General features: G+C 66.4%; 16 protein-coding genes. 9 read left to right on the top strand and 7 right to left on the bottom strand.

Annotation, left to right across the window (positions count from 1 at the left end; genetic code table 11):
- Window positions 1-165 precede the first annotated feature (165 nt).
- The 4 genes from ACZ5MJ_RS30365 to ACZ5MJ_RS30350 all read left to right on the top strand — a co-directional run bounded on the left by ACZ5MJ_RS30365 (window position 166) and on the right by ACZ5MJ_RS30350 (window position 5,041).
- Window positions 166-1,578, top strand: a complete 1,413-nt coding sequence (locus tag ACZ5MJ_RS30365; RefSeq protein ID WP_464224720.1) for a c-type cytochrome — start codon at window positions 166-168, stop codon at window positions 1,576-1,578.
- 115 nt (window positions 1,579-1,693) lie between these two features.
- Window positions 1,694-2,869, top strand: a complete 1,176-nt coding sequence (locus ACZ5MJ_RS30360; RefSeq protein ID WP_464224719.1) for a porin — start codon at window positions 1,694-1,696, stop codon at window positions 2,867-2,869.
- Window positions 2,870-2,892: 23 nt separating this feature from the next.
- Window positions 2,893-3,414 carry a sugar dehydrogenase complex small subunit gene (locus ACZ5MJ_RS30355; protein ID WP_464224718.1) on the top strand — a complete coding sequence of 174 codons (522 nt, stop codon included), beginning with the start codon at window positions 2,893-2,895 and terminating at the stop codon, window positions 3,412-3,414.
- A 10-nt stretch (window positions 3,415-3,424) separates the two neighbouring features.
- Window positions 3,425-5,041 (top strand): GMC family oxidoreductase, encoded by a 1,617-nt coding sequence (locus tag ACZ5MJ_RS30350; RefSeq protein WP_464224717.1) that lies wholly within the window; start codon window positions 3,425-3,427, stop codon window positions 5,039-5,041.
- Window positions 5,042-5,097: 56 nt separating this feature from the next.
- Here the strand turns inward: ACZ5MJ_RS30350 and ACZ5MJ_RS30345 are convergent, their stop codons facing one another.
- The 5 genes from ACZ5MJ_RS30345 to gtdA all read right to left on the bottom strand — a co-directional run bounded on the left by ACZ5MJ_RS30345 (window position 5,098) and on the right by gtdA (window position 10,249).
- A complete protein-coding gene (locus ACZ5MJ_RS30345; RefSeq protein ID WP_464224716.1) occupies window positions 5,098-6,450 on the bottom strand; it encodes an MFS transporter in 1,353 nt (450 codons plus the stop codon).
- Window positions 6,451-6,557: 107 nt separating this feature from the next.
- Window positions 6,558-7,772: a 3-hydroxybenzoate 6-monooxygenase gene (locus ACZ5MJ_RS30340; RefSeq protein WP_464224715.1), complete on the bottom strand. Its 1,215-nt coding sequence runs from the start codon at window positions 7,770-7,772 to the stop codon at window positions 6,558-6,560.
- Window positions 7,773-7,799: 27 nt separating this feature from the next.
- On the bottom strand, window positions 7,800-8,441 hold the full coding sequence (gene maiA, locus ACZ5MJ_RS30335) for a maleylacetoacetate isomerase (protein WP_464224714.1): 642 nt from the start codon (window positions 8,439-8,441) through the stop codon (window positions 7,800-7,802).
- Window positions 8,442-8,475: 34 nt separating this feature from the next.
- Window positions 8,476-9,174 (bottom strand): fumarylacetoacetate hydrolase family protein, encoded by a 699-nt coding sequence (locus ACZ5MJ_RS30330; RefSeq protein ID WP_464224713.1) that lies wholly within the window; start codon window positions 9,172-9,174, stop codon window positions 8,476-8,478.
- A 91-nt stretch (window positions 9,175-9,265) separates the two neighbouring features.
- Window positions 9,266-10,249, bottom strand: a complete 984-nt coding sequence (gene gtdA, locus ACZ5MJ_RS30325) for a gentisate 1,2-dioxygenase (protein WP_464226651.1) — start codon at window positions 10,247-10,249, stop codon at window positions 9,266-9,268.
- Window positions 10,250-10,456: 207 nt separating this feature from the next.
- Here gtdA and ACZ5MJ_RS30320 point away from each other — a divergent pair, with 207 nt between their 5' ends.
- On the top strand, window positions 10,457-11,407 hold the full coding sequence (locus ACZ5MJ_RS30320; protein ID WP_464224711.1) for a LysR family transcriptional regulator: 951 nt from the start codon (window positions 10,457-10,459) through the stop codon (window positions 11,405-11,407).
- Window positions 11,408-11,515: 108 nt separating this feature from the next.
- Here the strand turns inward: ACZ5MJ_RS30320 and ACZ5MJ_RS30315 are convergent, their stop codons facing one another.
- The gene (locus ACZ5MJ_RS30315) at window positions 11,516-12,682 is read right to left on the bottom strand and encodes an acyl-CoA dehydrogenase family protein (protein ID WP_464224710.1); all 1,167 of its coding nucleotides are present in this window, start codon (window positions 12,680-12,682) and stop codon (window positions 11,516-11,518) included.
- Window positions 12,683-12,953: 271 nt separating this feature from the next.
- On the opposite strand from ACZ5MJ_RS30315, the gene ACZ5MJ_RS30310 reads away from it, so the two are divergent.
- The 4 genes from ACZ5MJ_RS30310 to ACZ5MJ_RS30295 all read left to right on the top strand — a co-directional run bounded on the left by ACZ5MJ_RS30310 (window position 12,954) and on the right by ACZ5MJ_RS30295 (window position 18,611).
- Window positions 12,954-14,258 carry an acetyl-CoA hydrolase/transferase family protein gene (locus ACZ5MJ_RS30310; RefSeq protein WP_464226650.1) on the top strand — a complete coding sequence of 435 codons (1,305 nt, stop codon included), beginning with the start codon at window positions 12,954-12,956 and terminating at the stop codon, window positions 14,256-14,258.
- A gap of 41 nt (window positions 14,259-14,299) precedes the next feature.
- The gene (locus ACZ5MJ_RS30305) at window positions 14,300-15,508 is read left to right on the top strand and encodes an acetyl-CoA C-acetyltransferase (protein WP_464224709.1); all 1,209 of its coding nucleotides are present in this window, start codon (window positions 14,300-14,302) and stop codon (window positions 15,506-15,508) included.
- Window positions 15,509-15,626: 118 nt separating this feature from the next.
- Window positions 15,627-16,925 (top strand): CaiB/BaiF CoA transferase family protein, encoded by a 1,299-nt coding sequence (locus ACZ5MJ_RS30300; protein WP_464224708.1) that lies wholly within the window; start codon window positions 15,627-15,629, stop codon window positions 16,923-16,925.
- 153 nt (window positions 16,926-17,078) lie between these two features.
- Complete coding sequence (locus ACZ5MJ_RS30295) at window positions 17,079-18,611, top strand: class I adenylate-forming enzyme family protein (protein WP_464224707.1); 1,533 nt, start codon at window positions 17,079-17,081, stop codon at window positions 18,609-18,611.
- Window positions 18,612-18,834: 223 nt separating this feature from the next.
- Here the strand turns inward: ACZ5MJ_RS30295 and ACZ5MJ_RS30290 are convergent, their stop codons facing one another.
- Complete coding sequence (locus ACZ5MJ_RS30290; RefSeq protein WP_464224706.1) at window positions 18,835-20,223, bottom strand: AraC family transcriptional regulator; 1,389 nt, start codon at window positions 20,221-20,223, stop codon at window positions 18,835-18,837.
- Window positions 20,224-20,268 lie beyond the last annotated feature (45 nt).

Raw genomic sequence — 20,268 nt, 5'->3', positions numbered from 1 at the left:
GGGTTGCCGGCCATCGGAACGATCTCCGCTGCCCGGGTTTCCGATGAGGTCAGAAATCTCTCCTGAGTTGCAAAAGGCCATCCGCTCACCTACTCTTTCAGACGCAAGCTCGTACTGTTGCCGATGCATCACCGCCGGTCGAATGCCAATATGCGGGAGTCCACGGTGCCATTGCTTCCATTGACGATGGGCCACGTCCGCCGGCTGGCATGCAGTATCGGGATTGCCCTTGCCTGCTTTCATGTGGTGGGGGCGGGAGCGGCTGGCGCCGCGGACGCCGAACTCGTCAAACGCGGCGAATACCTTGCGCGAGCCGGGGATTGCGTGGCGTGTCACACGGGCCCCGGCGGCAAACCGTTTGCCGGGGGCTTGTCGCTGCCCACGCCGATCGGCGCCATTGTCTCCACGAATATCACCCCCTCCAGAACGCATGGCATCGGCGGGTACTCGCTGGCGCAATTTACCGACGCCTTGCGCAAAGGGGTACGCGCCGACGGCCAGCATCTCTATCCGGCGATGCCCTATACCTCGTACGCATTGGTTAGCGACGAGGATGCCGCCGCGCTCTACGCCTACCTGCTGCATGACGTGCCTGCGGTCGACACCGCGCCGCCTGCAACTGACCTACCCTTCCCCTTCAATATCCGCTTCTCGATGGCCGCCTGGAACGTCCTGTTTCTCGATGACAAGCGGTTTCAGCCAGACACCACCAAGAGCGCGGAGTGGAACCGGGGCGCCTACCTGAGCAGGGGCCTGGGGCACTGCAGCAGTTGCCACTCCCCGCGCAACCTCATGATGGCCGAGGACAAGGCGAAAGACCTCGCCGGCGGCGCCGTAGGCGCGTGGGACGCGCCCAATATCACTTCGGATCCGGTCAGTGGTATCGGCGCCTGGAGCGAACAGGAAATCACGGGCTATCTGCGCAGCGGGGATAGCAAGGGTAAAGCTCAGGCCGCAGGCCCGATGGCGGAGGCCATTGATAACAGCTTAAGACATCTGAACGATGCTGACTTGCATGCCATTGCGGTCTACCTCAAGACCGTTCCGCCAGTGCACAACCCTGACGACAAGCGCGCCGCGTTCGAATGGGGCGAAAAGGGGAGCGAGTTGAACAGCATCCGGGGCGTGCCACTTCCGGCCGACCTGAACCGGATGACCGGGCCACAACTCTACGACGCCCATTGCGCCACTTGCCACCAGGCGCATGGTGAGGGCAGTTTCGACGGGGGCTTGCCGCCGCTCTTCCACAACGCCGCCCTCGGCCGGGCCAGGGCCGACAACCTGGTCATGGCGATTCTTGAAGGGGTTCACCGGCAACTGGATCCGCCGGAACTACGCATGCCCGGCTTTGCCAGGACGCTGTCCGACCAGCAGATTGCCACTCTCGCCTCCTATCTGACGCAGCGGTATGGCAATCCGAACGCCACCGTGACCGCCGATCAGGTCAAGACGCTCAGAGGTGGTGGCGCAGCGTCGAATCTGGTTACGCTCGCCCGCATTGGCATTGGCGTCGGCCTGATTGTGGTCATCGGACTGCTGCTCGCGCTGCTGCGCAAGACCCGAGGCTGGCGCCGCTGAAGCGACGCCCGCACCAAGACGCATACGGGAGAACCAGGCACGATCAGACCGCGAGCGTTGGCGGGCTGCCGCCACCACACCCGGCCTGCAATCGGCCCAACCGGATGAAAGAACGATGAGCCCCTGCCTCCGCTTGCTCAATGCGACAGCCATCCCGCTGCTCTGCCTGGCGGCCTCGCCTGCGTTTTCACAGACTGTCACCCTGTACGGGATCGCCGACGACGCCCTGGTTTATGCGAACAACCAGCAAGGGCATTCCAACTTTTACACGCGCAGCGGGAACAACGCCGCTTCGCGCTTCGGTCTGCGTGGCGTCGAACCGCTGGGTGGAACGCTTTCGGCAATCTTCGACTTGCAGGAAGGCTTCGACATCGATAGCGGGAAACAATCCAGCTCCGGACTGATGTTCAACCGCCAGGCCTTTGTCGGTCTGCAGGACACGCGTTTCGGCACGCTGACGATGGGCCGGCAATACACAACCTACTACCAGTTCCTCGGCCCGCTCGGTCCGGTCAATATGCTCACCGGGGCCACTGGCGCCCATCCGGGCGACCTGGATGGATTCGACACCACGATCCGTTTAAACAATTCGGTCCAGTACGTCACGCCGTCGTTCTCGGGGCTGAGTGTCGGCGCGCAATATGGCTTTGGGGAAATTCCCGGGCGCACCCAGGCCGGCAGTTCTGTCAGTGCCGCAGCCAAGTACGAAAATGGCCCGCTCGGCATTGGCGTCGGCTATATCCGTCTGTACAACACCGGCAACGTCCGGGCGTTGGATCCGAATGCCAGCGGCAGTTACGGAACCTCGTCCGTGACCGCCGGCTTCGCGTCCGCCCGATCGGTCCAGCATATCGCGGCTGCCGGCCTGTATCGCATCGGCCGGGCGCAGATAGGGCTGAATTACTCGAACGTACGATTTGATGCGGGCGGAAATTCCTTGTTCGACGACACCGCCGTCTTCAACACCTATGGTGTGATCGCCCGCTACGATATCGCGCCGCAGTTCGATGTCGCCGGCGGCTACAGCTATACGCGCGCCGGCAAATCGAACGCCATCAGCGACAGCGCCCGATACCACCAGGTTGCGCTCAAGGAACAGTACCACCTGTCCAAGCGCACCGTTATCTACGCGCTGCAGGCTTACCAGCACGCCACCGGAATGACCCTGGGCGCGGCCGGCGGCTCACAGATCGTCAACGCCACGGCCACTGTCGGGGACTCGCAGAACGGGTCGCCGTCTGCGACGGGCAATCAGTTCGTCGGAATGTTTGGGATTCAACATAACTTTTAACTTCCCGATCCCGGGGGGCGACTATGAAAGCGGATCAAGACGTGACGACCAGTACGGCTGAGCAGCCCGATCCCGCGAGACGCGCGCTGCTGGCCGGCCTGCTGTCTGCCTATACGGCTTCGTTGATCCCGTGGGCAGTCGCGCAGCCCGTGAGCGATAGCGACCAGGGGGCCTTTGTTGCGCTTTCCGCCATCATCGCCGGGCGCCAGTCGCTGGACGCCGCCATGGCCAGCCGGCTGTATGCCGCGCTAACCGAGGAGGATGCAGGATTCCCTGCCGCCAGCCGCAAACTCCTGACCCTCATCAATGAGCGCAAGATCGACCCGATGCAGTTGCAACAGGTGCTCGACGCCGAGCAGCCGGCGTTGGCCGCCCTGCCTCGCAAGATCGCCACCGCATGGTTTCTTGGCATCGTGGGCAGCGGGGAAAAGGCGCGCGCGCTGGCCTATGAGGACGCGTTGAACGCAGTGATTGTCGGGGATGTCCTGAAACCGCCGACCTACTGCTACGGCGTCTATGGAAGCTGGGCAAAGAAACCTGTTTAAGGAGTCGCAAATGGCCGACCAGTCTTCCGCCGACTTCGTCGTCATCGGATCCGGCATCATTGGTTCACTGACGGCGCGCAAACTTGTCCAGGCGGGGGCCTCTGTCCTGATCCTGGAGGCCGGCCCGCGCGTCACCCGCGACGAGATCGTCGCGCGCTTCCGCAATTCCACGCGCCGCAGTGACTGGATGTCACCGTATCCACCATCGGCGTGGGCACCCCATCCCATTTATCAGCCCAAGGACAACGGCTACCTGGTGCAAGCAGGCCCCTACCCTTATCCGGCCGAGTACATGCGGATCTATGGCGGCAGCACGTGGCATTGGGCGGCACAGGCCTGGCGCCATCTCCCGAATGATTTCAGGATCCACAGCCTGTACGGCGTTGGCGTCGACTGGCCGATGACCTACGACGACATCGAGCCGTTTTACCAGGAGGCCGAAGAGATCATGGGCGTGTCCGGTGCAGCCAATACGGGATCGCCGCGTGCCAAGCCATTCCCCATGGACCCGGTAGTCGACTCATGGGCGATGCGCCGGATCCGCGAGAGGCTGGCCGGGACCTTTGACGTGGTCGCCAATACGACCGCGCGCAACAGCCGCACCTACGATGGCCGCCCGCCCTGCTGTGGCAACAACAGCTGCCAGCCCATCTGTCCCATTGACGCCCAGTACAACGGTGGGGTCGCGGCCGCATCGGCCGAGGCCGCCGGCGTCAGGATCATGGTCAACGCGAATGTGTACAGGCTCGAGCACGATGACAAGGGGCGCATCGCGGCGGCACTCTATTACGACCCGGACAAGCGGTCCCATCGTGTCACAGGCAAGACCTTCATTGTGGCGGCCAACGGCATCGAGAGCCCGCGGCTGCTGCTCCTGTCGGCCAGTGACAAATTCCCCAAGGGCCTGGCCAACAGCAACGATATGGTTGGCCGGCACCTGATGGACCATCCGAGCACCTCACTGACCTTTGACGCGGATGAAGATCTCTGGCTCGGCCGCGGCCCGCAGAGCCCGAGTTCAATCAACACCATGCGCGACGGCCCGTTCCGTTCGCAGCATTCGCCCTACCGGCTCGACTTCACCAACATATCAAGAGTCGACGGCACCACCAGATCGTTGATCAGCGAGGGCGTGTACGGCGTCGAGTTTGAGAAGCGGCTGCGCCACAGCGCAGCACGTGAGATGAATTTAAAGAATGTGCTTGAGGTACTTCCGCACCCTGAAAACCGCATTACATTAAGCGACCAGAAGGATGCAATGGGCATCCCCAAGCCGCAAGCGCATTACGCCATTGACGACTACACGCGCAAAGGCGCCGAGCGCTCGACCGGCGATTTCAAGCGGGTTGCGCAGCTCATGGGCGGCACCAACCTGCGCTTCAGCAAGGAGGGGGATTTCGCCAATAACCAGCACATCTGCGGCACCCTCAGCATGGGGGCCGACCCCGCTGTCTCTGTTTGCGATCAATGGGGACGGACCCGCGAGCACGAGAATCTGTTTCTGGCGGGCACCGGGGTACTTCCCACTTCCGGCACGTGCAACTCCACCGAGAACGCCCTCGCCGTCGCGCTACGCATGGTCAGGCACATACTATCTGAGCAAGGCGCGCCGAAGCCGGCTGCCTGAGGTACTTGTACAGGGCGCCCTCCCTGGGCCGGCGACGCCGGCCGTAGCGCGGGAGATTATCGGTCTGCGGCCGCTGCCAGGCGTTCCACCGCCGCCTCACGCCTGGCCATCCCCAAGACGAACATCGACACCCCGGCAATCAGCGCTGGCACGCCAATCAACGCAAACAACGCCGGCATGCCCAGGCCCATCGACAGCATCGTCGCGCCGCCGACGGATCCCACCACCGAGCCCATGCGGCCAACGCCATTGGCCCAGCTTACGCCCGTGGCACGGCAGTCCGTCGGATAGAAGCTGGCGGACAGCGCGTTCGCGCCCACCTGCGACCCCGACATGCAAAAACCAGCAAGGAACACCGCCATGCCCGCAGCCACTGGCTCGGAGGCAAAGCTGCCCACCGCCGCGATACCAAGCGCGGCCAGCGAATAGCTGCACGCCAGCACAGTGTGCGGCTTGATCCGGTCCATCAGCCAGCCCAGCACAATCGCCCCCACCGTGCCGCCGACCTGGAACATTGTCGTCACCAGCGCAGCCGTGCGCAGGGAATGGCCGGTGCTGCGCAGCAGTGTCGGCAGCCAGCTGGACAGCAGGTAGATCACCAGCAGGCTCATGAAGAACGTCAGCCAGAACAGCAGCGTGCCGCGCAGCAGTTCGGGCCGGAACAGGTGGCGCACCGGTGAGCTGGTGACGCGCTGCTCGCCCACCGCGAAGGTGGCGTTGCGCAGGTCTTCATGCGGAGCGATCTTCCGCAACGTGGCGACGACGCGCTCGCGCGACTTGCCGGTCAGTACCAGGTAGCGCACCGATTCCGGCAGGCGCCGCACCAGCGCCACCGTCAGCAGCAGCGGCAGCACGCCGCCCGCGACCAGCACCGAGCGCCAGCCGAAGGCCTCGATCAGTCCGGCCGAAGCGAGACCGCCGAAGGCCGAGCCCAGCGTGAAGCCGCAGAACATGGTGGTGACCAGGAAGGAGCGGCGCTTGTCCGGACAGAACTCGGAGGTCAGCGTAATGGCGTTGGGCATGGCCCCGCCCAGGCCAAGACCGGTCAGGAAGCGCAGCAGCACCAGTGTCCACAGGTCCTGCGACCAGGCTGACGCCAGGCTGGCGACGCCGAAAAACAGCACCGACAGCCCCAGCACGCCCTTGCGGCCGAAGCGGTCGGCCAGCGGGCCAAACAGGAAGGCGCCGGCCATCAGGCCGCCAAGCCCGGCGCCGAACAGCGGCGCCAGCTGTGCCGGCGTCAGTTGCCATTCGGCGCGGATGGCGGGCGCGATAAAGCCGATCGCGGCGGTATCGAAGCCGTCGACGGCAACGATCAGGAAGCACAGCACGACAATGGTCACCTGGAACGCCGACAGCGGCTGGCGGTCGATGAACGCGGTGACGTTCAGGGGTTGGCTGGCAGGCATGGTGTCTCCTCCTTGATGCCAGGGTTAGGCGCGATCGAGGGCCGGCAGCTTCGTCGGCCGCCAGCTCGCTATCAGGTTTTTGCGGGGAAAAACTCGCGCTCAGCGGCTTACAGCCACGGCGTGGGGCTCAGGCACTTGTCGGCACGCCAGCCATGCAGCCATTGCAGTGCGTCGTAGAACTGCGCCTGAGTGCGTCCGGTCCACAGGCTGTTGCGCACCAGCCGGTCGACGCCCTTGGCGTGATAGACCCGGCCCATGTCGCGCGCGGCGTAGAGCACGCGCGCGGTGCGCGGGATGCGGGCTTGCTCGTACAGCCTGAAAGCCGCGGCATAGTCACCATCCGCCGCCTTCACCGCGGCACCGAGCGTGACCGCGTCTTCCAGCGCCTGGCAGGCGCCCTGCGCCACGTACTGCGTCATCGGATGCGCGGCATCGCCCAGGATGGTGGCGCGGCCGAAGCTCCAGCGCTCGACCGGGTCGCGGTCGGCGGTGGCCCAGCGCTTCCAGGAGGTGGGACGGTCCAGCATCTGGTGCGGCAGCGGATGGATGCCTTCAAAGTACGACAGCACCTCTTCCTTGCTGCCCTCGCGCACGCCCCAGGTTTCCGCTTCGCGGCTGTGGAAGGTCACCACCAGGTTGTACTGCTGGCCGCCGCGCAGCGGGTAGTGCACCAGGTGGCAGTGCGGGCCGGCCCAGACCACCGGGGCGTTGACCTGCAAGTCTGGTGGCATGTTGTCGACATCGACCACGGCGCGATACACCACATGGCCGGTCACGCGAGGCTCGTCACCGATCAGCGCCTGGCGGATCGCGGACTTGACGCCGTCGCAGCCGATCACGGCGTCGCCGCGGTGCTGCTCGCCATGCTGGTCGATCACGGTCACGCCGTGCTCGTCCTGCAGCAGCTGCTCCACGCGCGTGCTGGTGCGGAAGGTGATCAGCGGATGGTCCTGCACCGCTTCCAGGATCGACAGGTGGATATCGGCGCGATGGATCACCGCATAGGGGTTGCCGAAGCGCTCGCGATACGCTTGCCCGACATCGACCTCCGCGATCACCTGCGTGTCGATCGCATCGCGCAGGCTGAGGTAGTCGGTGAAGACCGCGCGGCTGCGCGCGGCCTCGCCAACGCCCAACGCGTCCAGCGCGGCGAAGGCGTTGGCGGCCAGCTGGATGCCGGCGCCGATCTCGCCGATCTGCTCGGCCTGCTCCAGCAGTTCGATGCGGATGCCCTGGCGTGCCAGCGCCAGCGCCGCCGCCAGGCCGCCGATGCCGCCACCGATGATCAGGACCTTGCCGGTCGCGTTGTTGGAATGGTTCATGCTTGTCTCCTGGCCTGCGCGCTGGCGTCAGGCGGTGTAATCGGGCTGGCGCGCGGGCGCGGCTTCGGCAAAGGCCGGGTGCTCGCTGGCGTGGGCATAAGCCGCCATGGCACGCGGGTACGGGCTGAGGTCGCAGCCCATGCGCAGGGCGTTGGCCACTTGCGGCACCAACGCCACGTCGGCCAGCGTCGGCGCATCGCCAAAACACCACCTGCCATGCCCATGCAGCGCCAGCAGGCGTTCCACGCCGGCCATGCCTTCTTCGATCCAGTGGCGGTACCACGCGTCCTTCTGCGCGGGCGTGACTTGCAGCACGTCCTGCAGGTAGCGCAGCACGCGCAGGTTGTTGACCGGGTGGATGTCGCAGCCAATCAGCGTGGCCAGCTCCAGCACCCGCGCACGCTGCACCGGGTCTTGCGGGATCAGGCGCGGCTCGGGGTGGCGCGTGTCCAGGTAGTCGAGGATCGCGAACGACTGGCCCAGCGTGAAACTGCCGTCCACCAGCGCTGGCACCGAGGCGGACGGGTTGATGCCCTGCACATATTCCGCCTCACGGTGCTGGCCGGTGCGGATATTGACGGGCAGGTAGTCGTACGGCAGGCCCTTCAGGGCCAGCGCGATGCGCACCCGGTACGACGTGGAGCTGTTGAAGAAGCTATAGAGCTGCATGATCGGTATTGCCTGTGTGCTGCGCTGCGCGCGCTCAGACCACGCGCACGGTCAGTTCGCCCAGTCCGTCGACGCCGGTGACCATGGTGTCGCCGGCCTTGACCGCGCCCACCCCTTCGGGCGTGCCGGTGAAGATCACGTCGCCCGGCTCCAGGCGGAAGAACTGCGACAGGTAGGCCACGGTCTCGGCCACCGACCAGATCAGGTGCGACACATCGCTGCGCTGCTTCGTTTCACCGTTGACCGTCAGCCAGAGGCCGGCCTGCTGCGGGTGCCCGATGTCGCTGGCGCGGTGGATTGGCGCCACCGGGGCCGAGGCGTCGAAGGCCTTGCCGATTTCCCAGGGGCGGCCCATCTCGCGCATCTTCATCTGCAGGTCGCGGCGCGTCATGTCGAGTCCGACGGCATAGCCCCACACGTGGTCGAGCGCCTGTTCGACCGGGATATCCGAACCGGCCTTGCCGATCACGGCCACCAGCTCGGCCTCGTAGTGGTAGTTCTGCGTCTGCGCCGGGTACGGCAGTTCCAGCGTGGTGCCGGCCTGCACGGGGACGATCGCATCCGCCGGCTTGCAGAAGAAGAACGGCGGCTCGCGGTCAGGGTCGAAGCCCATCTCGCGGGCGTGGGCGGCGTAGTTGCGGCCCACGCAGTAGACGCGGCGCACGGCGAACTGTTCATCGCTGCCTGCAACGGGAATGGCAACGGTAGCTGGGGGCGTAAAGACGTAGGACATGGTGATGGCTTCCAGGAAACTGTCAGGTAAGCAAGGCCCGGCGGTGCGGTGAGCACCGCGCGCGGCGGGTCGGATCAGGATCGGGGGGCGCTCAGGTGCGCGATTCACGCAGCAGGTTCAGGGCCGACAACACCGGCCGGTCGGAATAGCTGAACAGCACGGCGTCTTCCAGCGCACCGAGCTGCACCGGCGCCCACGACGGTGCCACGAACACATCGCGCGGCTCGAACTGGAACTGCGCATCGCCGATGCGTACCGTGCCGCGCCCTTCCACCACGCTGTACACAGTGGCGTCGGTGCTGCGGTAGGTCTTGCCCTGGAAGCCCGCCGGCAGGTACTGCATGAAGGTGGCGATGGTCGGCATCGGCCAGCCGCCGGTGGCCGGGTTGACGTAGCGCAGCTTGACACCGTCCCAGGGGTCAAGCTCGCCGTTGCGATATAGCTGGTCCAGCGCCTCGCGCGAGCGTGCGTATGGATAGCTGAAGATCGGCGAGGTGGGATCGGTCACGCGGTGCCGCACCGGCACCATGTTGTGGCCGAAGCGCGCAAAGCTGTCGCCCTCGGCACGGGTCACCGGCTGCTGGGATTCGGGGTAGTTCTCGGCAAACCCGGCGTCGAACTGCTGCACCAGCGGAATGTCCAGTCCGTCCAGCCACACCACCGGCTCGCCGCCGTCTTCGACGCTGGGGTTGCCGTGGTCATGCCAGGTCCACGACGGCGTGATGATGAAATCGCCGGGGTGCATGGTGGTGCGCTCGCCATTGACCGCGGTCCAGGCGCCCTTGCCTTCCACGATAAAGCGCAGCGCCGACTGGGTATGGCGGTGGCTGGGGGCAATCTCGCCCGGCAGGATCAGCTGCAGGCCCGCATAGAGCGTGGAGGTGATGCTGGACTTGCCGGGAATGCCCGGGTTTTCCAGCACCAGCACGCGGCGCACCGCTTCCTCGGCGCTGATGACGCTGCCGGCCTGCATCACCAGCGGACGGAGCTGCTCGTACTTCCAGATGGCGGGAACGATCTGCGGCCGCGGTTGCGGCGGCACCAGCGCGTGCAGCGACTCCCACAACGGGGTCATGTGGCTGCGGCCGATCTGTTCGTAATAAGCCGCGCGGGCCGCGTCCGTTGCCTGTTGAGGTGCGTGTTCCGACATGCTGTCTCCGTAACTTTTTGACGGTGTCGCGGTGTTTGCACCGCTGATGTTGTCGTTATACGCCCCCGCCCTATAAGATAGGAAATGAAGATTTCATCTTATCGATACGATTTTTTATATAGGTAGACTTCAATGGACTGGACCCAGAGACTGCGGCTGCGCAACCTGCAGATGCTGCTGAGCCTGGCCGAGACCGGGAACATGAGCCAGTCGGCCGCACTGCTGAATACGACCCAGCCCGGGCTCTCCAAGTGGCTGAAAGACCTCGAGGACGACATCGGACTGCCGCTGTTCGAGCGCCAGGCGCGCGGCCTGCGCCCGACGCCCTATGGCGAGTCGCTGATCGAGCACGCACGCCGGATCGAGGCCCAGCTGGATACCGCGCGCGACGACCTGCAGGCCATGCGCGACGGCGGCAGCGGGCTCGTGGTGGTGGGAACCTCGGGCGCGTCGGCGGCGGATACCGTGCCCCTGGCTGCGTTGAACCTGCTGCAGCAGATGCCCCGCGCCAGCGTGCGGCTGGTGGAAACCACCATGGACCGGCTGATGAGCCAGCTGGCACACAGCGAACTGGATATCGTGGTGGGCCGCTCGGCCCCTGAGCTGCAGGACGCGCAGATGCGTACGGAATCGCTCTACATGGAGCCGATCCATTTCGTCGCCCGGCCCCGCCATCCGCTGCTGCAGGGCGCCGGCATCGGCTGGGATGACCTGTATCGCTACCGCTGGGTGGTCTGGCCGCGCGGCACGCCGATCCGCAATGCGCTGGAGGGCGCGCTGGCCAGCGCCGAACGTGCGCTGCCCGCGGACTGCGTGGAAAGCAATTCCACGGTGCTGAACCTGACCTTGTTCAATAACAGCGACATGATCGGCCTGGCCTCGCACCGCACCGCGCGCCGGCTGGAAGAGCTGGGCGCGCTGCGCATCGTGCCGCTGCGGCTGGCGGGGTTCGGTTCGGTGTCGATGTACTGGCGTGAGGATGGCGAGTCGCGCGCGGCGGTGGCGGCGATGCTGGATTGCCTGCGGCGCGCTGCCGTGGGCGCGGACTATGCAGGCCGCACCGAGACCGGCGCCATGCGCTAGTGCACCATGCAGGCCCGGGCAGGGTGTTGCCCATGGCGCATGGTCCGGCTGGCGGGAGGTGGCCGGCGCGCGCCTGGCGCATGCGCCAGGCACGCAATCCGACGTGACTCAGAACGACCGCGGCAGGCCCAGCACGTGTTCCGCGACGAAGGAGTAGATCAGGTTGGTGGAGATCGGCGCCACCTGGTACAGGCGCGTCTCGCGGAACTTGCGCTCGACGTCGTATTCGCAGGCGAAACCGAAGCCGCCGTGGAACTGCAGGCAGGCATTGCCGGCCTCCCAGCTGGCCTTGGCGGCCAGGTACTTGGCCATATTGGCCTGGGCGCCCATGGGCTCATGCTTGTCGAACAGCTCGCAGGCCTTCCAGCGCATCAGGTTGGCCGCTTCCAGCTCGATAAAGGACTCGGCGATCGGGAACTGCACGCCCTGGTTCTGGCCGATGGGGCGGCCGAAGACCTCGCGTTCCTTGACGTACTTGGTGACGCGGTCCATGAACCAGTAGCCGTCGCCGATGCATTCGGCCGCGATCAGGGTGCGCTCGGCGTTCAGGCCGTCGAGGATGTACTTGAAGCCCTTGCCTTCCTCGCCGATCAGGTTTTCCTCGGGGATTTCCAGGTCCTCGAAGAACAGCTCATTGGTCTCGTGGTTGACCATGTTGGGGATGGGACGCACGGTCAGGCCCTTCTTCTGCGCCTCATGCAGGTCCACCATGAAGATGGACATCCCCTCGCTCTTCTTCTTCACCTCGGCCAGCGGCGTGGTGCGCGCCAGCAGGATCATGAAGTCGCTGTGCTGGACACGGCTGATCCAGACCTTCTGGCCGTTGACGACGTAGCGGCCGTCCTTCTTGACCGCCGAGGTCTTGATCCTGGTGGTGTCGGTGCCCGTGGTGGGCTCGGTGACGCCCATGGACTGCAGGCGCCATTGCCCGGAGGCAATCTTCGGCAGGTATTTTTCCTTCTGGGCCGCGGACCCGTGCCGCAGCAGCGTGCCCATGTTGTACATCTGGCCGTGGCAGGCGCCGGAGTTGCCGCCGCAGCGGTTGATCTCTTCCATGATGACCGAGGCCTCGGTCAGGCCCAGGCCGGAGCCGCCGTATTCCTGCGGGATCAGCGCCGCGAGCCAGCCGGCATCGGTCAGCGCATTGACGAAGGCCTCGGGATAGGCGCGCTGCTCATCCACCTTGCGGAAGTACTCGTCGGGAAACTCCGCGCAAAGCGAACGGATGGCATCGCGGATTTCGTGGAAGTTGTTCGATTGGGTCTGTTCGATCATGGCGCTTGTCTTTCGTTCAGCCTCAGGCGGACGGCCGCCTCCTTGTGATAGCCGCAATGGTCGCGGGGTTCGGCCAGTTGGACAATCAGCCATTCCGAAAGCGCGCCTTCCACTGGCGTTAAGTCCCGGCGGATTGTGGCCGGCAGCACCTTTCGCAATCGCCAAAGTCCGCCCTTGGCATTGTCAAATAGCGCGAAGCCCGCTTTGGCGACATGCTCTGGGCTATCCGGCGCATGCCGCCTGACAGCCGACCGACCATTGCCCCGTGGACATGCACAACCTGGCCTCCCGACTGCAAACCCTGATCCGCCCCGGTGACCACCTCTGGTGGGGCCAGGCCACCGCCGAGCCGCTGACGCTGACGCGCGCGCTGGTGGAACACCGCCACGCCATCGCCCGGGGCGGACGGCTCAGGGTCTTTGTCGGCATCGGCCAGTCCGACACATTGCAGCCGGCCCAGGCCGACGTCATCGACTTCTTCGGCTACGCCGCCAGCGGCCCGCACCGGCAACTGGCCAGAGCCGGCGTGCTGGACATCGTGCCCAGCCACTATTCGCACCTGCCGGGGATGATCCGCCAGGGCACGCTGCGCGCGGACGTGGTGCTGGTGCAGGTATCGCCCGCCGACGAACAGGGGCGCCACAGCCTGGGCCTGGTGCACGAGTACATCCCCGCCGCGCTGGACCGCGCCCGCGTCATCATCGCCGAAGTGAACCCGGAGGTGCCGTGGACCCACGGCAGCCGCTACCTCACCGCGGACGAGATCGACCTGCAGGTCGAGGCGCTGCACCCGCCAGTCAGCCTGGAGCGCAGTGCGCCGGGCCCGGCCGAACTGGCCATTGCCCGCCACATTGCCGGCTGGGTGGAGGATGGCGCGACCCTGCAGATGGGGATCGGCAACCTGCCCGAGGCCGTGGTGGCGGCGCTGCACGATCGCCGTGACCTGGGGCTGCACAGCGGCGCGGTCGGCGACGGCATTGCGGCGCTGGCCGAGGCCGGTGTGCTGACCAACGCACGCAAGAGCATCGACGCGGGGGTCGGCATTGCCGGCATCCTGATGGGCAGCGAGCGGCTGCGGCGCTGGGCCCACTGCAATCCGCAGCTGCAGTTGCGCGAGACCGCCTATACCCATCACCCCGAAGTGCTCGCCAGTGTCGACAAGCTGACCGCCATCAATTCCGCCATCGAAGTCGACCTGACCGGCCAGGTGAATGCCGAAGTCGCCGCCGGCGTCTATGTCGGCGCCGTCGGCGGCGCGGTGGACTTCCTGCGCGGCGCCGCGCGCAGCCGCGGCGGCCTGCCCATCGTGGCGCTGCCGGCAACCGCCAGGGGCGCGAGCCGCATCGTGGCGCAGTTGTCCGGCCCGGTCAGCACGCCACGCGCGGACGCGGGCCTGATCGTCACCGAACACGGCGTGGCCGACCTGCGCGGCCAGACGCTGTCGCAGCGTGTGCGCCGCATGCTGGACATTGCCGCCCCCGAACACCGCGAGGGCCTGGAGCGCCAGGCCCACGCCCTGCTGCGCCAGTGCGGCGCGGCCTTCGTCGCCCTGCCCGGGCACGCGTCGACCGACTGACCTATTTGCTCATCCCAACACAGCGTTCCAAGGAGACTTCCATGCGCAGAGCTGCAATCGTCACCCCCCTTCGCACACCCGTCGGCACCTTCGGCGGCAGCCTGCGCCCGGTGCCCGTGGAGGAGCTGGCCGCCACCGCCGTGCGCGCCGTGGTGGAGCGCAGCGGCATCGACCCCGCGCGCATCGACGACGTGGTCTTTGCCCAGTCCTACGCCAACAGCGAAGTGCCCTGCGTGGGCCGCTGGGCCGCGCTGCAGGCAGGCCTGCCGGTCGAGGTGCCCGGCATGCAGCTGGATCGCCGCTGCGGCGGCGGCCTGCAGGCCATCGTCACGGCATCGATGATGGTGCAGAGCGGCGCGGCCGACGTGGTGATCGCGGGCGGCGTCGAGAGCATGAGCAATATCGAGTACTACACCACCGACATGCGCTGGGGCGCGCGCTCGGGCAACGTGCGCTTCTTCGACCGCCTCGACCGCGGCCGTGAACGTTCGCAGCCGGTCGAGCGCTTCGGCAAGATCTCCGGCATGATCGAAACCGCCGAGAACCTCGCGCGCGACTACGGCATCAGCCGCGAAGCGGCCGACGCGTTCTCCGTGCGCAGCCACCAGCGCGCCGCCGCGGCCTGGGAGGCCGGGCGCTTCGATGCCGAAATCGTCCCCGTGCAGGTGCCCCAGCGCAAGGGCGATCCGGTGCGCTTCGCGCGCGACGAGGGCTTCCGCGCCGATACCACGCGTGAAAGCCTGGGCAAGCTGCGCACCCTGATGCCCAACGGCACCGTCACCGCCGGCAACGCCAGCCAGCAGAACGATGCGTCGGCCGCCTGCCTGATCGTGGCCGAGGACAAGCTGGCCGAACTGGGCCTCACCCCGATGGCTTCGCTGGTGGGCTGGGCGGCCGCCGGCTGCGAGCCCTCGCACATGGGCATCGGCCCGGTACCGGCGGTGAAGAAGCTGCTGGCGCGCCTGAACCTGACGCTGGACCAGATGGACCTGGTCGAGCTGAACGAGGCCTTCGCCTGCCAGGTGCTGGCCGTGCTCAAGGGCTGGGAATGGCAGGACCAGGACGCAATCGAGCACAAGCTCAACGTCAACGGCTCAGGCATCTCGCTGGGGCATCCGATCGGCGCCACCGGCGTGCGCATCCTGGCCACGCTGCTGCACGAACTGCAGCGCCGCGGCGGCCGCTACGGCCTGGAAACCATGTGCATCGGCGGCGGCCAGGGCATCGCCGCGGTCTTTGAACGCTACTGAGCCAGCTTCAGGGGCGTCATGCCGGACCGGGTTCCTGCCTGACGCCCCCGACCCCGAGGAAATCCCGCAAGGATCCGCGAAGCCCGCGGTGCCTGAAGATGCAATTGCCTGCCCTGACATGACCGACTCCCACGCTACGCCGGCTGCCGGCCTGCCGTCCCCTTCCCCCCGCACCGGCGCCCTGAGCCACCTGCGCGTGCTTGATCTCTCGCGCGTGCTGGCCGGGCCATGGTCGACCCAGAACCTGGCGGACATGGGCGCCGACGTGATCAAGATCGAAAAGCCCGGCGAAGGCGACGATACGCGCCACTGGGGGCCCCCGTTCCTGCCGGACGAGGCCGGTGCGCCGACCCGGCAAGCTTGCTATTTCACCGCCGCCAACCGCAACAAGCGCTCGGTCACCGTGGACATGGCCACGCCGGAGGGGCAGGAGCTGATCCGCGAACTGGCCCGGCAGAGCGACGTGGTGGTGGAGAACTTCAAGACCGGCGGCCTCAGGCGCTACGGGCTGGACTATGAGAGCCTGAGCGCGCTCAACCCGCGGCTGATCTATTGCTCGGTCACCGGCTTCGGCCACACCGGTCCCTATGCGGCGCGTCCCGGCTACGACCTGCTGATCCAGGCCATGAGCGGCCTGATGAGCATCACCGGCCACGCCGACAGCGAGCCCGGCGGTGGCCCGATGAAGGTTGGCGTCGCGGTGATCGACCTGTTCACCGGCATGTACGCCACCACCGCCATCCTGAGCGCGCTGGAAGCGCGCCACTTCACCGGGCGCGGCCAGCATATCGATATCGCCCTGCTGGATGTGGCGATGGCGGTGCTGGCCAACCAGGGCGCGGGCTTCCTGAACGCCGGCGATGTTCCCAGGCGCCAGGGGAACGTCCACCCGAGCGTGGTGCCCTACCAGGACTTCCCCACGGCCGACGGCAATATGCTGCTGGCGATCGGCAACGACGGGCAGTTCGCGCGCTTCTGCGATGCCGCGGGTGTGGACTGGGCGAGCGACGAGCACTATGCGACCAACACCGGCCGCGTGAACAACCGCAAGACGCTGATCTCGATGATGACGGAGCTCACCCGCACCCGCTCCACGGCGGATTGGGTCGCGCTGCTCGAAGCCAGTTCCGTGCCTTGCGGCCCCATCAACAACATCGCCCAGGCTTACGCCGACCCGCAGGTGCAGCACCGCGGCCTGCGCATCGAACAGCAGCGCTATCCGGGAGCACAGGCGCCCGCCGGCGAGTCTGTCAACCAGGTCGTCACCGCCGCCAGCCCGCTGCGCCTGTCGGAGACACCCCCGACGCTGCGCCATGCCCCGCCGGCCCTGGGCCAGCATACCGACGAAGTGCTGCGCGACTACCTGAAACTCACCCCGCAGCAACTGGAAGCACTGCGCGCCAGGCACGTGGTGTAGGGCGCCAGGCGGCCCCAGACAGCTTTCGGCTGGCAAGAAATCTGTCTTTGCCAGTTGCCGTTTGCACCGTACACCGGGCACACATACACTGGCGCCGTTGGGCTGGTGCCCCGCCTTGCCGAACGGTTTTTCCAGCACAAGGAGTCCCGCGAGATGCCAACGGACCGAGACACCACACCACGGATCAGCGACATCCCACGCCACTGGGCCACCCGCACGCCCGGCCACGCGGCCATCTTCGAGGAAGGCCGGACCACCACCTACGCGCAGTTGTGGGCGGGCATCGAGGATGCGCAGCGCTACCTGCAATCGCAAGGGGTCGGCACCGGCGACCGGGTGCTGATCACAGCAGAGAACTGCCTGGCGGTAATCACGCTGGTCTTCGCCTTGTCGGAACTGGGCGCGTGGCCGGTGGTTGTCAATGCGCGCCTGTCGGAGCGGGAAATCGAGGTGATCCGGGCCCACTGCCAGCCGCGCCTGATGCTGTTCACCCACGCTGTGTCGCCCGATGCCCTGCGGCACGGCGTGCGCTACCGGGCCAGGGAAATTGCCCCGGCCGGCCTCGGCCCGCTGATGGCAGGCGCCGTCGACGAAGCCAGCGCGCGCGAGCCAGAAGCGCTGGCGCATGATGTCGCCGCGCTGATCTACACCTCAGGCACCACCGGGCAGCCCAAGGGCGTGATGGTCACCCACCGGGGCCTGCTGCACTTTGCGCGCGTCACGGTGGAATCCCGCCGCATGCAGGCAGACGACTGCGCCTATGCGGTGATGCCCATGTCGCATATCTTCGGGCTGGGCACGCTGCTGGTCTCGACCCTGCAGGCCGGCGCCAGCCTGTACCTGAGCGCCCGCTTCAATGCCGCCGACGTCACCGCGGCAATCCGGCACGGCGCGATCACGCTGCTGCAGGGCGTGCCGACAATGTTCAGCCGCATCCTCGCCCATGTGCGGGCAAGCGGCATGCCGCTGGTGCCGTCGCCGCGGCTGCGCTATCTCTACACCGGCGGCGGCCCGCTTGACCCGACCCTCAAGCACGACGTCGAGGCCATGTTCGGCCAGCCGCTGCACCATGGCTACGGCATGACCGAGTACGCGGGATCGCTGTTCGTGACCCGCATGGACCGGCCGCGCACCGATTGCTCGGCGGGCGAGATTGTCGAAGGCGCGGAACTGCAGGTGGTCGGGCCGCAAGGCAAGCCCGTGCCGCAGGGGGAACCGGGCGAGCTATGGATCAGAGGCCCGGGTGTCATGCGCGGCTACTACCATGCGCCGGCGCTGAGCGCCGAGGCCCTGCGCCCCGGCGGCTGGCTCAATACCGGCGATATCGGCCGGCTGGGCGCCGACGGCGCGCTGTTTATCGTCGGCCGCACCAAGGACCTGATCATCCGCTCGGGCTTCAACGTCTATCCGATCGAAGTCGAGTCGGTCATCAACACACATCCGTCCGTGCGCGTGTCGGCGGTCATCGGGCAGGCCACCGCGGACGGCAACGAAGAAGTGATCGCCTTTGTCGAAATCAAGGATGGCGAGAAGTTCGATGCGCCGGCGCTGCACGACTACCTGGTCGATCGCCTGTCACCGTACAAGCGTCCCGAGCGGATCCTGCGCGTGGCCTCGATCCCGACGACGGCCAGCGGCAAGCTGCTCAAGCACCAGTTGCGGCAGATGCTGGCGGACCAGCGCTAGTGTCCTGAATCGCAAGTTCGTTGCATAAGTCCGCCGATAAGCCGCACGATCCGTCGTCGCGAATGCTCGCAAGGCTTCAGCCTTGCTGCGCTTCGCTCCTAGGCTCGCGCACCTTCTCGACAGACTTATTTCCGCAACGAACTTCCGACTCAGGACACTAGGGAACTGATGAAGATGGCGAATCCAGTCACACCATCCATCTGGCAAGCCTCCCCGTTCGCGATCAGGATCGTCGGATCTTGCGGGTGTGTCTTGCCCCCTTAACCTTGGATGCCACCGGTGGCGGCAGGTCCAGCGGCGCTGCAAGGCGTTCGGCCTGCCCCGGCAGGCGCTCGGAACTGGCGCCCGGCTGCGCACGGTCAAGCTGCGCGACCTGGTGCTTCAGGCTCTCGAGCTGCTCCCACAGCGCGCGCGCCAGCCGGTTCTGTTCCAGCGCGATGGCGCGTACGGCGTCGGGATCGGCAGGAAGATCGGAGGGGGCCAGGACGGCAGGGACGCCACCATGGTGTCCGGCGGACGCGTTACCCCTTCTGCTCCGCCACTTCGAAACGCTACATCCGAAGCGGCCCCCAAACCAGCGGGAAAATGCGCTCAGTGATGAAAACCCAAGCAGCGTCGCGACTTCGGACAGCGGCCGATCGTCGCGATCGATATGCCGCTTCACCAAGTCCTCCCGCACACCGTCGACAATCGCCTGGTAGCTTTCGCCGTGCTGCGCGAGGCGGCTATAGACGGTCCTGCGGCCGACGCCCAGATGCTGCGCCACGCGATCCACTGAACAGGTGCCCGACGGAAGTAGCGTGATGACGAGCTTCCTGACCTTGTCGGGCATGGTCGCGCTGGACTGAGCCAGCATCGCATCCAGGTACCGGCGCACCTGCTGCGCCATGACCGGATCGTAGGCCGGGATCGCAATTTCAAGATCGGCCGCCTGGCACACAAGACCATCAAAATCCTGCCTGAACAGAACCGGCGCCCCAAATACCCGCGCGTACACGGCAAGGCTGGCGGGAGCGGCATGCGTGAAGCAGATGGCGCGAGGCCTCCACGCGGCGCCAAGGAGCGTGCCCAGCGTCCTGTGCAAGACGCCCAGCACCAGTTGCATCGCCTGCCGCCTGGCGCCGGCGTGGCCGCCAAGCAGGTCCTCGCGGAGGATGACAACGTCCTCCGCTTCCTCGATGCGCATATGGAGCGCTTCGTTCTGCAGCCGCAGATAGTGCGACACCGATTCGAGCGCCCTGCGTAGCGTGGGCTGCTCCTGCATCACAAAACCGAGCGGCCCAAGGTTGGAGAGCTGGCGGGTCTCCGCCATGCGCAGGCCAAGATCCTCGATGCCCGCGGCCTCGGCCGATGCTTCCAGCAGGCGCCCCACCGCCTCGGCCGGAATCATGGTGTCCGGGGCCAGTAACGCAGACCGGTCAATGCCGGCATCACGCAAGTGGCGATAGGGATCAATCCCGACGGAACGCGCCACCCTGACGTAGTCGGTCAGGGCGGCACTGCGAACTAAGTAAGCCATAAGGTTTTCCCGTACTACCCAATATGTAAATTCAAACTCCCGGAATGTCAAATCGGCAATCGGCCCGTGTTCGATACTTGCCTCCAGACACACGAGGCGCGCATACGCCGCGCGCCATCCGAGACCGTCAAGGAGACG

This window comes from Cupriavidus sp. LA-1 (assembly GCF_055385985.1).
Note: the sequence above shows the minus strand (reverse complement) of the source record. Positions and strands in the feature narration are given on the sequence as shown.

What these genes read in the sequence shown, in the direction of transcription:
- ACZ5MJ_RS30360 (WP_464224719.1), top strand. Translation starts at nt 1,694, where the DNA reads ATGAGCCCCTGCCTCCGCTTGCTCAATGCGACAGCCATCCCGCTGCTC.
- ACZ5MJ_RS30355 (WP_464224718.1), top strand. Translation starts at nt 2,893, where the DNA reads ATGAAAGCGGATCAAGACGTGACGACCAGTACGGCTGAGCAGCCCGAT.
- ACZ5MJ_RS30350 (WP_464224717.1), top strand. Translation starts at nt 3,425, where the DNA reads ATGGCCGACCAGTCTTCCGCCGACTTCGTCGTCATCGGATCCGGCATC.
- ACZ5MJ_RS30345 (WP_464224716.1), bottom strand. Translation starts at nt 6,450, where the DNA reads ATGCCTGCCAGCCAACCCCTGAACGTCACCGCGTTCATCGACCGCCAG.
- ACZ5MJ_RS30340 (WP_464224715.1), bottom strand. Translation starts at nt 7,772, where the DNA reads ATGAACCATTCCAACAACGCGACCGGCAAGGTCCTGATCATCGGTGGC.
- maiA (WP_464224714.1), bottom strand. Translation starts at nt 8,441, where the DNA reads ATGCAGCTCTATAGCTTCTTCAACAGCTCCACGTCGTACCGGGTGCGC.
- ACZ5MJ_RS30330 (WP_464224713.1), bottom strand. Translation starts at nt 9,174, where the DNA reads ATGTCCTACGTCTTTACGCCCCCAGCTACCGTTGCCATTCCCGTTGCA.
- gtdA (WP_464226651.1), bottom strand. Translation starts at nt 10,249, where the DNA reads ATGACCCCGTTGTGGGAGTCGCTGCACGCGCTGGTGCCGCCGCAACCG.
- ACZ5MJ_RS30320 (WP_464224711.1), top strand. Translation starts at nt 10,457, where the DNA reads ATGGACTGGACCCAGAGACTGCGGCTGCGCAACCTGCAGATGCTGCTG.
- ACZ5MJ_RS30315 (WP_464224710.1), bottom strand. Translation starts at nt 12,682, where the DNA reads ATGATCGAACAGACCCAATCGAACAACTTCCACGAAATCCGCGATGCC.
- ACZ5MJ_RS30310 (WP_464226650.1), top strand. Translation starts at nt 12,954, where the DNA reads ATGCACAACCTGGCCTCCCGACTGCAAACCCTGATCCGCCCCGGTGAC.
- ACZ5MJ_RS30305 (WP_464224709.1), top strand. Translation starts at nt 14,300, where the DNA reads ATGCGCAGAGCTGCAATCGTCACCCCCCTTCGCACACCCGTCGGCACC.
- ACZ5MJ_RS30300 (WP_464224708.1), top strand. Translation starts at nt 15,627, where the DNA reads ATGACCGACTCCCACGCTACGCCGGCTGCCGGCCTGCCGTCCCCTTCC.
- ACZ5MJ_RS30295 (WP_464224707.1), top strand. Translation starts at nt 17,079, where the DNA reads ATGCCAACGGACCGAGACACCACACCACGGATCAGCGACATCCCACGC.